Annotated in this window: 13 protein-coding genes and 1 pseudogene; 8 read left to right on the top strand and 6 right to left on the bottom strand. The window is 57.5% G+C overall.

Annotation, left to right across the window (positions count from 1 at the left end; genetic code table 11):
- Positions 1-454 (top strand): Dyp-type peroxidase (locus tag KHQ28_RS26135; protein ID WP_211777733.1); only part of this gene is annotated, 454 nt, incomplete at its 5' end.
- A 95-nt stretch (positions 455-549) separates the two neighbouring features.
- Here the strand turns inward: KHQ28_RS26135 and KHQ28_RS26130 are convergent.
- A pseudogene (locus tag KHQ28_RS26130) lies at positions 550-893 on the bottom strand (endonuclease domain-containing protein).
- 200 nt (positions 894-1093) lie between these two features.
- On the opposite strand from KHQ28_RS26130, the gene cysP reads away from it, so the two are divergent.
- From cysP to cysM, 5 genes are all read left to right on the top strand, one after another.
- Positions 1094-2110: a thiosulfate/sulfate ABC transporter substrate-binding protein CysP gene (gene cysP, locus KHQ28_RS26125; RefSeq protein ID WP_002913628.1), complete on the top strand. Its 1017-nt coding sequence runs from the start codon at positions 1094-1096 to the stop codon at positions 2108-2110.
- The gene (gene cysT / locus KHQ28_RS26120; RefSeq protein WP_002913626.1) at positions 2110-2943 is read left to right on the top strand and encodes a sulfate/thiosulfate ABC transporter permease CysT; all 834 of its coding nucleotides are present in this window, start codon (positions 2110-2112) and stop codon (positions 2941-2943) included. Before cysP ends, cysT begins: the two co-directional genes overlap by 1 nt.
- Complete coding sequence (gene cysW / locus KHQ28_RS26115; RefSeq protein WP_020325285.1) at positions 2943-3818, top strand: sulfate/thiosulfate ABC transporter permease CysW; 876 nt, start codon at positions 2943-2945, stop codon at positions 3816-3818. Before cysT ends, cysW begins: the two co-directional genes overlap by 1 nt.
- The gene (cysA, locus tag KHQ28_RS26110) at positions 3808-4902 is read left to right on the top strand and encodes a sulfate/thiosulfate ABC transporter ATP-binding protein CysA (protein ID WP_002913623.1); all 1095 of its coding nucleotides are present in this window, start codon (positions 3808-3810) and stop codon (positions 4900-4902) included. The genes cysW and cysA overlap by 11 nt, the downstream gene beginning before the upstream one ends.
- A 118-nt stretch (positions 4903-5020) precedes the next feature.
- Positions 5021-5932 (top strand): cysteine synthase CysM, encoded by a 912-nt coding sequence (gene cysM, locus KHQ28_RS26105; protein ID WP_004145610.1) that lies wholly within the window; start codon positions 5021-5023, stop codon positions 5930-5932.
- Here cysM and KHQ28_RS26100 read toward each other — a convergent pair.
- Together KHQ28_RS26100 and ptsJ are read right to left on the bottom strand one after the other, a co-directional pair.
- Positions 5929-6324 carry a nuclear transport factor 2 family protein gene (locus KHQ28_RS26100; RefSeq protein WP_004174913.1) on the bottom strand — a complete coding sequence of 132 codons (396 nt, stop codon included), beginning with the start codon at positions 6322-6324 and terminating at the stop codon, positions 5929-5931. The genes cysM and KHQ28_RS26100 overlap by 4 nt on opposite strands.
- A 140-nt stretch (positions 6325-6464) precedes the next feature.
- Positions 6465-7763, bottom strand: coding sequence for a transcriptional regulator PtsJ (ptsJ, locus tag KHQ28_RS26095; RefSeq protein ID WP_002913617.1), 1299 nt, complete (start codon positions 7761-7763; stop codon positions 6465-6467).
- Between the two features lie 82 nt (positions 7764-7845).
- Between ptsJ and pdxK the strand changes: the two genes are divergently transcribed.
- Positions 7846-8712, top strand: a complete 867-nt coding sequence (gene pdxK, locus KHQ28_RS26090) for a pyridoxine/pyridoxal/pyridoxamine kinase (RefSeq protein WP_004174917.1) — start codon at positions 7846-7848, stop codon at positions 8710-8712.
- A complete protein-coding gene (locus KHQ28_RS26085; RefSeq protein WP_002913605.1) occupies positions 8709-8948 on the top strand; it encodes a hypothetical protein in 240 nt (79 codons plus the stop codon). Before pdxK ends, KHQ28_RS26085 begins: the two co-directional genes overlap by 4 nt.
- 40 nt (positions 8949-8988) lie before the next feature.
- Here KHQ28_RS26085 and crr read toward each other — a convergent pair whose 3' ends face one another.
- From crr to ptsH, 3 genes are read right to left on the bottom strand one after another with little or no spacing between them, the layout of a single operon-like run.
- Complete coding sequence (gene crr / locus KHQ28_RS26080; RefSeq protein ID WP_000522253.1) at positions 8989-9498, bottom strand: PTS glucose transporter subunit IIA; 510 nt, start codon at positions 9496-9498, stop codon at positions 8989-8991.
- A 42-nt stretch (positions 9499-9540) separates the two neighbouring features.
- Positions 9541-11268, bottom strand: a complete 1728-nt coding sequence (ptsI, locus tag KHQ28_RS26075) for a phosphoenolpyruvate-protein phosphotransferase PtsI (protein WP_002913506.1) — start codon at positions 11266-11268, stop codon at positions 9541-9543.
- 44 nt (positions 11269-11312) lie between these two features.
- Positions 11313-11570, bottom strand: coding sequence for a phosphocarrier protein Hpr (gene ptsH, locus KHQ28_RS26070; RefSeq protein ID WP_002913505.1), 258 nt, complete (start codon positions 11568-11570; stop codon positions 11313-11315).
- Positions 11571-11664 lie beyond the last annotated feature (94 nt).

The raw sequence follows: 11664 nt of genomic DNA, 5'->3' as shown, positions 1-11664 counted from the left end.
GGGGAAAGAACCCCGCCGCGAAGTGGCGGTCATTAAAGACGGCGTGGATGCGGGCGGCAGCTACGTGTTCGTCCAGCGCTGGGAGCATAATCTCAAACAGCTGAACCGCATGAGCGTGCCGGATCAGGAGATGATGATCGGCCGTACTAAAGACGCTAACGAAGAGATCGATGGCGATGAACGTCCGGTCACGTCGCACCTGAGCCGCGTGGACTTAAAAGAAGATGGCAAAGGGTTGAAAATCGTCCGTCAGAGCCTGCCGTACGGCACCGCCAGCGGCACCCATGGCCTCTATTTCTGCGCCTACTGCGCGCGCCTGTATAACATCGAGCAGCAGCTGCTGAGCATGTTTGGCGATACCGACGGTAAACGCGACGCGATGCTGCGCTTCACCAAACCGGTGACCGGCGGGTATTACTTCGCGCCGTCGCTGGAGCGTATCCAGGCGCTGTAATTTTTCCCCTCACCCTAACCCTCTCCCCAAAGGGGAGAGGGAACTGTTCGGTGCGGTTATGGAATCTGCGTGCGGATTCTTTTATTCCCTCTCCCTCAGTCAGAGGGGAGGGGTGAGGGCATCGGCGACTCAGGCGCTTCAAGTATCCCCTCCATCACCGCATCACCATGCTCTTCAAACTCATTATTCCAGAAGCGTAAAACACGCCATCCCTCGCTCTGTAGCCAGCGGGTGCGGCGTCATCGTGTTGGCCGCCGTCCAGTCCAATCGCCAGCCGTATTGCGCAGCAGGCGAAATCGAGAATATAGGGGCCAACGGGGTGCTGACGGCGAAACGTGTCGCTAGCAAAACGGCGGTTGCGCAGTCAGTACCCTGGTCGACGTTCTGCGGGCGTTAAGCTACGTCTGAGCTGACGAGCAAATATCTGTGTGTTTTTCATATAAACACAGTGCACGCCTGGCTGCCGTTTGTCACAATGACCCGTCTAATCTGCGAGCCGCTTTCAGCTAAGCTTTGCCAGTTGCTTATTCCCTTTTCGACTTCCAAATCGCCAAACGGTATATAAAACCGTTACTCCTTTCGTACCCGTTATAAATATGATGATCATCAGAAAATGTTCAACGTTGATAAGGGTGCGCAATGGCCGTTAAATCACTGAAAAAAGGATATCTGGCGCTGGCGGCTTCCATGCTGCTGGTGGCGCAGGCGCAGGCGACGGAGCTGCTGAACAGCTCCTATGATGTCTCCCGCGAGCTGTTTGCCGCCCTTAACCCGCCTTTTGAGCAGCAGTGGGCGAAAGACAATGGCGGGGACAAGCTGACCATCAAGCAGTCGCATGCCGGTTCATCCAAGCAGGCGCTGGCTATTTTGCAGGGCCTGAAGGCGGACGTGGTCACCTACAACCAGGTGACGGACGTGCAGATCCTGCATGACAAAGGCAACCTGATCCCGGCCGACTGGCAAAGCCGTCTGCCGAACAACAGCTCACCGTTCTATTCGACGATGGGTTTCCTGGTGCGTAAAGGCAATCCGAAAAACATTCATGACTGGAACGACCTGGTTCGCTCTGACGTTAAGCTGATCTTCCCGAATCCGAAAACCTCGGGTAACGCCCGATACACCTACCTGGCGGCATGGGGCGCGGCGGATAAAGCTGATGGCGGCGATAAAGCTAAAACCGAACAGTTTATGACTCAGTTTCTCAAGAACGTCGAAGTCTTTGACACCGGCGGGCGCGGAGCGACCACCACCTTCGCCGAGCGCGGCCTCGGCGATGTGCTGATTAGCTTCGAATCGGAAGTGAATAATATTCGCAAGCAGTATGAGGCGCAGGGATTTGAAGTGGTTATCCCGAAAACCAACATTCTGGCGGAGTTCCCGGTAGCCTGGGTCGATAAAAACGTCAAAGCCAATGGCACGGAAAAGGCGGCGAAAGCCTACCTGAACTGGCTCTATACGCCACAGGCGCAAACTATCATTACCGACTACTACTATCGGGTAAACAACCCGAAAGTGATGGATGCTCTGAAGGATAAATTCCCGCAGACCGAGCTGTTCCGCGTGGAAGATAAGTTTGGCTCCTGGCCTGAGGTGATGAAAACCCACTTCGCCAGCGGCGGCGAACTGGACAAACTGCTGGCGGCGGGGCGTAAGTAATGTTTGCTGTGTCGTCCAAGCGCGTGCTGCCGGGTTTTACCCTGAGCCTTGGCACCAGCCTGCTGTTTGTCTGTCTGATTTTGTTATTACCGCTCAGCGCGCTGGTGATGCAGCTGGCGCAGATGAGTTGGGCGCAGTACTGGGATGTGATCACCAACCCGCAGGTGGTGGCTGCCTATAAGGTGACGCTGCTGTCGGCGTTTGTGGCCTCGATTTTTAACGGCGTCTTTGGTCTGCTGATGGCCTGGATCCTGACCCGCTATCGTTTTCCGGGCCGCACGCTGCTGGATGCCTTAATGGACCTGCCGTTTGCGCTGCCGACGGCGGTAGCCGGTCTGACCCTGGCCTCGCTGTTTTCGGTGAACGGTATTTACGGGGAATGGCTGGCGAAGTTCGATATTAAAGTCACCTATACCTGGCTCGGCATCGCCGTGGCGATGGCCTTCACCAGCATCCCGTTTGTGGTACGCACCGTGCAGCCGGTGCTGGAAGAGTTGGGGCCCGAGTATGAGGAAGCGGCGGAAACGCTGGGCGCCACGCGCTGGCAGAGTTTCCGCAAGGTGGTGCTGCCGGAGCTGTCGCCGGCGCTGCTGGCGGGCATTGCTCTGTCGTTTACCCGCAGCCTCGGCGAATTCGGCGCGGTGATTTTTATCGCCGGCAACATCGCGTGGAAGACGGAAGTGACGTCGCTGATGATCTTTATTCGTCTGCAGGAGTTTGACTATCCGGCGGCGAGCGCCATCGCCTCGGTGATCCTGGCCGCCTCACTGCTGCTGCTGTTTTCCATCAATACCCTGCAGAGTCGCTTTGGTCGACGCGTGGTAGGTCACTAATGGCGGAAGTTACTCAATTGAAACGCTACGACGCGCCCCGTATCAACTGGGGAAAATGGTTTCTGATTGGCGTCGGGATGCTGGTCTCCGCCTTCATCCTTGTGGTGCCGATGCTCTACATCTTTATCCAGGCCTTCAGCAAAGGATTGATGCCGGTGCTGGAAAACCTGGCGAACCCGGACATGCTGCATGCCATCTGGCTGACGGTGATGATTGCGTTGATTACCGTACCGGTGAACCTGGTGTTCGGTACCTTGCTGGCCTGGCTGGTGACACGTTTTACCTTTCCGGGGCGCCAGCTGCTGCTGACGTTGCTGGATATCCCGTTCGCCGTCTCGCCGGTGGTGGCCGGTCTGGTGTATCTGCTGTTTTACGGCTCTAACGGTCCGCTGGGCGGCTGGCTTGACGCGCATAATCTGCAAATCATGTTCGCCTGGCCGGGCATGGTGCTGGCGACCATCTTTGTTACCTGTCCGTTTGTGGTGCGTGAGCTGGTGCCGGTGATGATGAGTCAGGGCAGTCATGAAGATGAGGCCGCGGTGCTGCTGGGCGCGTCCGGTTGGCAGATGTTCCGCCGGGTGACGTTGCCCAATATTCGCTGGGCGCTGCTGTACGGCGTGGTGCTGACCAACGCCCGCGCCATCGGCGAATTTGGCGCGGTGTCGGTGGTTTCCGGCTCGATCCGCGGCGAAACGCTGTCGCTGCCGCTGCAAATTGAACTACTGGAGCAGGATTACAACACCGTCGGCTCGTTTACCGCCGCTGCCATGCTGACGTTAATGGCTATTCTGACCCTGTTTTTAAAGAGTATGTTGCAATGGCGTCTGGCCAATCAGAAAGAACGCGCGCAACAGGAGGGAAATCATGAGCATTGAGATTGCCAATATTAAGAAATCGTTTGGTCGCACCCAGGTGCTGAATGATATCTCGTTGGATATCCCTTCCGGACAAATGGTTGCGCTGCTGGGGCCCTCGGGCTCCGGAAAAACCACCCTGCTGCGAATTATCGCCGGTCTGGAGCATCAGACCAGCGGTCATATCCGCTTCCACGGTACCGACGTCAGCCGGATGCACGCTCGCGACCGTAAAGTGGGCTTCGTTTTCCAGCACTATGCGCTGTTCCGCCATATGACGGTGTTCGATAACATCGCCTTTGGCCTGACCGTGCTGCCGCGCCGCGAACGCCCCAATGCGGCGGCGATTAAAGCCAAGGTGACCAAACTGCTGGAGATGGTGCAGCTGGCCCATCTGGCGGATCGCTATCCGGCGCAGCTGTCCGGAGGCCAGAAGCAGCGCGTGGCGCTGGCGCGCGCCCTGGCGGTGGAGCCGCAAATTTTGCTGCTGGATGAACCTTTCGGTGCGCTGGATGCGCAGGTGCGTAAAGAGCTGCGCCGCTGGCTGCGTCAGCTGCATGAAGAGCTGAAATTCACCAGCGTGTTCGTCACCCACGATCAGGAAGAGGCGATGGAAGTTGCCGACCGGGTGGTGGTCATGAGCCAGGGCAACATCGAACAGGCCGATGCCCCGGAGCGCGTATGGCGTGAGCCGTCTACCCGTTTCGTGCTGGAGTTTATGGGGGAAGTGAACCGCCTGCAGGGGGTCATCCGCGGTGGACAGTTCCACGTCGGCGCCCACCGCTGGCCGTTAGGCTATACCCCGGCATACCAGGGGCCAGTGGACCTGTTCCTGCGCCCATGGGAAGTGGACATCAGCCGGCGGACCAGCCTGGATTCGCCGCTGCCGGTGCAGGTCCTGGAGGCCAGTCCGAAAGGGCACTACACCCAATTAGTCGTTCAGCCTCTGGGGTGGTATGACGAACCGCTGAGCGTGGTGTTAACGGGCGATGAGGCGCCGTCCCGCGGCGAACGGCTGTTCGTCGGGCTGCAAAACGCGCGGTTGTACAACGGTACCGAGCGTATCGAGCCGCGCGGCGAGCTTGCTCTGGCGGAGTCGGCCTGATAGCTTAAATCAATGTGCTTTTGCCGGGTGAGGCTCTGCTTACCCGGTCTGGAATTATCACGCGTCTGCCAGGCCGGGTAAGCGAAGCGCCGCCCGGCTTTTTTATTGAGTAAAAATCGTGAATACACTCGAACAAACCATCGGCAATACCCCACTGGTCAAACTTCAGCGTCTGGGACCGGACAACGGCAGCGAAGTGTGGGTCAAACTCGAAGGCAATAATCCGGCCGGCTCGGTGAAAGATCGCGCCGCGCTGTCGATGATCGTCGAAGCGGAAAAGCGCGGCGAAATTCAGCCCGGCGACGTGCTGATCGAAGCGACCAGCGGCAACACCGGTATTGCGCTGGCGATGATCGCCGCGCTGAAAGGCTACCGGATGAAGCTGCTGATGCCCGACAACATGAGCCAGGAGCGTCGGGCCGCGATGCGCGCTTACGGCGCCGAGCTTATCCTGGTCAGCAAAGAGCAAGGGATGGAGGGTGCCCGCGACCTGGCTCTGGAGATGGCCCAGCGCGGAGAAGGCAAACTGCTCGATCAGTTTAACAACCCGGATAACCCCTACGCCCACTACACCACCACCGGGCCGGAAATCTGGCAGCAGACCGCGGGGCGTATCACCCACTTTGTCTCCAGTATGGGGACCACCGGCACCATTACCGGCGTGTCACGTTTTCTGCGTGAACAGAGTAAACCGGTGACCATTGTTGGCCTGCAGCCGGAGGAGGGGAGCAGTATTCCCGGGATCCGCCGCTGGCCGGCAGAGTATATGCCGGGGATCTTTAACGCTTCGCTGGTGGATACGGTGCTGGATATTCATCAGCAGGATGCCGAGAACACCATGCGTCAGCTGGCGGTGCGGGAAGGCATTTTCTGCGGCGTCAGTTCGGGCGGCGCGGTAGCGGGCGCGTTACGCATAGCCCGCGAAAATCCTGGCGCGGTGGTGGTGGCGATTGTCTGCGATCGCGGCGATCGTTACCTTTCCACCGGCGTGTTCGGCGAAGAACACTTTAGCCAGGGGGCGGGCATTTAATCATCAAGCAGGTCGGTGCCGTAGGAGTTATCGACGGTGCACAGCCAGCGTTCGCCCTGCTTCTGAAAGACATAGGTGGCGCGTCGCGTAACCTGGGATATCCCGTCCGCCGTCGGGATATCCAGCCGGGTCTCCATAATCACCAGCGCATTGCCGCCGCCTTCAATAACCTCCATTTTCCCCTGAGTCACCACCAGTCGGTGCTGGAAATAGTCGGCAATGGCGATAAAGGCTTTGCGGATATTCTCTTTCCCTCTGACCACCATGCCCGGTTTGACGACCAGCGCGGCGTCTTCTGCGTAATAACTCATCAGGGTATCGTAATCTTCCTGCGAGATAGCGCGATCGCAGGCTTCAATGACCGCTTTCAGTGCCGGGTCAGCGTGATGCATCTCTGGTGCTCCTTGTTGTGAGCGATTTGTCCGCCTCGGCGATCAGGGCATGCAGGTAAGACTAGCCTGCTGTCGTTTATTTTTCATTAATTTGTCGGCAGCTGCCATCACTCCCCGATACGTTCGGTGGACTGCCTGCGTCAGGGGGCGTCTAAGGCCTGCGCAATATCGGCCGCCAGGCGGGAAATCTCAGCGTCACTCAGACGGCCCAGCGACAGGCGTAGCCCGTGGGAGGGCGTCCGGATGCCAAACACCTCTCCCTCCCGGACCAGCCAGCCGGCGCGGGCCAGGCGTAAGGCGTAGGGCTGGCTCGCCGCTGGCAGCGGCAGCCAGAAATTGAGGCCATCCCCTGGCGTAGCATGGCTGAAGCCGTGCCGGGCCAGCGCCGCCGCCAGTTTCTCATTTTGCTGGCGATAGTGACGACGAGTCTCCGTCATCGAGGCGATAAACGCCTCGTCGGTCAGGCAGGCCAGCGTCAGGTCCTGCAGCAGATGGCTGACCCACTGGCTGCCGGCGTTAAGCCGCAGGCGCAGCGCCGCTGAAGTAGCGGCATCGCTGGCGATAAAGGCCAGCCGCAGGTCTGGTCCGAGGGTTTTTGACATCGAGCGCACCAGCGCCCAGCGTTGGGTGCTTGCAGGAAGAGGGGAGTGCCATGGCGTGGCCGACAGCAGGGCAAAATGGTCATCAACAATCGCCAGTACCTGCGGATAGCGGGCTAGCACCTCCCGCAGGGCATGCGCCCGGGTTTCCGTCAGGCTACAGCCGGTAGGATTATGCGCGCGTGGGGTTAAGATCACCGCCCGTGCGCCGTTGCGTAACGCCTCCTCCAGGCCGTCAGGATCCATCCCTTCGGCATCCACCGCCACCGGGCAGGGGGTAAAACCGGCGTAACGCACCATATTGATGCTGCTGAGAAAACAGGGATCTTCCACCACAACGCCGTCGCCGGGGAGCAGCAGAGCGCACAGCAGGCGCTCCAGGGCGTCTATCGCCCCGCTGGCGAGATTCACCGCAAAGGGAACGGCTATCTCTCTGGCAAACCACGCCTCGGCCCATTGGCCAAGCCGCGGCTCAATGGGCGCATCGCCATACAGGCGGGGCGTGCGGGCAATCTGGCCCAGATAGCGGGGTAAATCAGGCAGTCTGGCCGGATCCGGATTGCCGCTGGAGATATCGTTCAGCGGGGTCGTTGGGTCACCTCCCTCCAGCGCCGGCAGTGTGTCCCGCGCTTTAATGGCTGTACCGTTGCGTCCCTGACTGACGGCCAGCCCGGAGGTCACCAGCCGTTTATAGGCGGCGGCGACAGTGTTGCGATTCACTGCAAGCTGGCTGGCGAGTTCACGTACCGGCGGCAGAACCTCTCCGGGCTGCAACCCGCCGCTCTGCACCAGATGGCGGATGTTATCGAAGATTTCGCTGGCGGTTTTTCCGGCTAACATTATTGACCTATGACAAAATGGAATTTAGCATAGGACGAATCATAATCAGTGCGTGACCCGCTGTCCAGCGGGGGGAGAAAAGATGGGCCAGCAGGATGATATACAATCAGTGCTCTTTCACGACAAAAGCCGGGCGTCGGAAGTGGATATCGTCGCCGTGCAGTCGCAGGTAGTCTATGGCAGCGTCGGCAACAGCATCGCGGTTCCGGCGATTAAACAGCATGGTCTGCGCGTGCTGGCGGTGCCGACGGTGCTGTTCAGTAATACGCCCCATTATGAGACGTTCTATGGCGGCATTATTCCGGAAGAGTGGTTTGTCGGGTATCTGCAGGCGCTGGAGGAGCGCGACGCGCTGCGCGAACTGCGTGCGGTCACCACCGGCTATATGGGCAGCGCTGTGCAAATCGAACGCCTGGCGCAGTGGCTGACGCGCGTACGGGCCCGCCATCCCGGGTTATGCATTCTGGTGGATCCGGTCATCGGCGATGTCGACAGCGGCATCTATGTCAAGGCTGAGATCCCGGACGCCTATCGTCAGCACCTGCTGCCGCTGGCGCAAGGGATCACCCCCAATCTGTTCGAACTGGAGACGCTGAGCGGCCAGCGCTGTCGCGATCGGCAGGAGGCGGTCGCCGCGGCGCGAAGCCTGCTGTCGGACACCCTCAAATGGGTGGTGATCACCAGCGCGCCGGGAGAGGCCGATTCGACGATCAATGTGCTGGTGGTGACGGCCGATGCAGTGGAAGTGGTGGTTCACCCGCGGGTGGAGACAGACTTAAAAGGAACCGGCGATCTGTTCTGCGCGGAGCTGGTGAGCGGGTTGCTTTCCGGCCTGGCGCTGGGGGCAGCGACGCAGGCTGCTGCCCAGCGCGTGCTGGAGGTGATGAACTGGACTGCCGCCCAGGGTTGTGACGAATTGATCCTACCGCCGCTGGAGCAAAGCAGATGAAAAGCTATCGGTTAGTGATCCGCCAGCAGGGACGCATTGTTGGTCATTTTGATACGACAGGTGAGGCGGCGCTGGAGGATGCCTGCGTGGCGCGGTCGCTGTTCGGCCTGGCCGGTGGATATCAGTGCGAACTGCTGGTCGCTGACAGCGAGCGGCGAATTCTGGAGAGCACCCCGGAGGGATTGCGCGTCTTGTCCCGCGAGAAGTGCTATCGACCGGTAACCTGCGCGGTATAAAAAAATGGCGCCTTTCGGCGCCATTTTTATGCAGCAAGCATTACTTCTTGATGCGGATTACCGGGGTTTCACCCACGGTCACGCTACCGGACAGTTTGATCAGCTCTTTGATCTCGTCCATGTTGGAGATAACCACCGGCGTCAGAGTCGACTTGGCTTTCTCTTCCAGCAGCGGCAGATCAAATTCGATAACCGGATCGCCGACTTTCACGCGCTGACCTTCTTCAGCGATACGCTTGAAGCCTTCGCCTTTCAGTTCAACGGTATCAATACCGAAGTGAACGAACAGCTCGATGCCGCTATCAGATTCAATAGAGAACGCGTGGTTGGTTTCGAAAATTTTACCAATGGTACCGTCTACCGGCGCGACCATTTTGTTGCCAGTCGGTTTGATGGCAATCCCATCGCCCACAATTTTTTCCGCAAAAACCACATCCGGCACGTCTTCAATGTTGACGATCTCACCGGAGAGGGGAGCAACAATCTCAATAGTTCCGGTGTCTTTCTTGTCATCAGAAACCAGAGATTTCAATTTATCAAACAAACCCATGATCTTCTCCTAAGCAGTAATTTGGGCCGCGCATCTCGTGGATTAGCAGATTGTTTTTTCTTCAATGAACTTGTTAACCAGCGTCATTAACTCGTCCGTTGTCGGTTGAGCAAGAGCCTGCTCTGCTAATACTTTCGCATCTTCGAAGTTCGTATTACGAATAATCTTCTTGATGCGCGGGATGGAAATGGCGCTCATAGAGAATTCGTCCAGCCCCATACCCAGCAACAGAAGTGTAGCACGTTCATCGCCCGCAAGCTCACCGCACATGCCAGTCCATTTACCTTCAGCGTGAGAAGCATCAATAACTTGCTTAATCAGATTCAGTACAGACGGTGACATCGGCTGGTAAAGATGTGAAATCATATCATTACCACGGTCAACTGCCAGAGTATATTGCGTTAAATCATTGGTGCCGATACTAAAGAAATCAACTTCTTTGGCCAGATGACGAGCAATGGTCGCCGCAGCCGGTGTTTCCACCATCACGCCGATCTCAATGGATTCGTCAAATGCTTTACCTTCGTCACGCAGTTCCTGTTTGTAGATTTCGATCTCTTTCTTCAGCGCACGCACTTCTTCAACAGAGATGATCATCGGGAACATAATGCGCAGCTTACCGAAAGCGGAGGCACGCAGGATGGCGCGAACCTGGTCGCGCAGGATCTCTTTACGATCCATCGCAATACGCACGGCACGCCAGCCGAGGAACGGGTTCTCTTCTTTCGGGAAGTTCATGTACGGCAGCTCTTTGTCGCCGCCGATATCCATGGTACGGACGATAACGGCCTGAGAGCCACAGGCCTCAGCCACCGCTTTATAAGCCGCAAACTGTTCTTCTTCAGTTGGCAGCGCGTCACGGTCCATGAACAGGAATTCGGTACGATACAGGCCTACGCCTTCGGCGCCGTTGCGCTCAGCACCTTCGACATCGCGAACGGTACCAATGTTGGCGCAGACTTCAACCTGATGGCCGTCGAGGGTAATCGCCGGCAGATCTTTCAGTTTCGCCAGTTCGGCTTTTTCTTCCGCAACCTGAGCCTGCAGGCTACGCAGCGCTTCAATTTGCTCGTTAGACGGGTTGATCAGAACCTGGTTGTTCACCGCGTCGAGAATCAGATAGTCGCCGTTTTTCACCTGCGCCGTGATGCTGCCGGTGCCCACGATGGCCGGCAATTCCAGGGAACGCGCCATGATAGAGGTGTGGGAGGTACGACCGCCCGCATCGGTGATGAAACCCAGCACTTTTTTCAGATTCAGCTGTGCGGTTTCAGACGGGGTCAGATCGGCGGCGACGAGGATGACTTCATCCTGAATCGCACTCAGATCGATGATTGCCAGACCAAGGATGTTGCGCAGCAGGCGCTTACCGATATCACGTACGTCAGCCGCACGTTCTTTCAGGTATTCATCATCCAGCTCTTCCAGGGCAGTGGCCTGACCGTCGATAACTTCATTGGCTGCCGCGTCGGCAGTCATGTGCTTATCTTTAATCAGGGCTATGATTTCCTGCTCAAGCTCCTCATCTTCCAGCAGCATAATATGCCCTTCGAAGATGGCTTCTTTTTCTTCACCGAAAGTTTCACCAGCTTTGGTTTTGATGACCTCCAGCTGGGCGGAGGCCTTGGCGCGGCCGCTCAGGAAACGTTCGACTTCCTGATCAACCTTATCGGCAGAAATTTTCTTCCGGTCGATGACAATTTCATCTTCCTTCAGCAGCAATGCTTTGCCGAAGGCGATACCCGGGGATGCTAAAATGCCTGAAATCATAACCCTACCTTACTTGTGACTGATATGAAAAAGAACCCGTGAACTTACTCGAGTTCAGCCATCAGTTTAACCAGATGCTCAACAGCTTTCTGCTCATCTTCGCCTTCAGCGGAGAGGGTCACTACGGTGCCCTGGGTCAGGCCCAGAGTCTGCAGTTTGAACAGGCTTTTGGCGCTGGCGCTTTTGCCGTTGGAGGTTACAGTGATCTCAGAAGTGAAGCCTTTAGCTTCTTTAACAAACTGAGCAGCAGGGCGGGTGTGCAGACCGTTCGGAGCGGTAATGGTAACTTCTTGCTGGAACATTATATTTCCCCAACTTATAGGTTTAGTGTTGTGGACCTAAAGTCTAGTCTAACGACTCGACTTTAGCCTGTATTGTTAGCGCCGGCGTTACGTT

Source organism: Klebsiella sp. 28 (assembly GCF_018223905.1).
GTDB classification, from domain to species: Bacteria; Pseudomonadota; Gammaproteobacteria; order Enterobacterales; family Enterobacteriaceae; genus Klebsiella; species Klebsiella pneumoniae.
The sequence above is the reverse complement of the archived record's forward strand: the minus strand, read 5'-3'. Positions and strand labels throughout refer to the sequence as shown.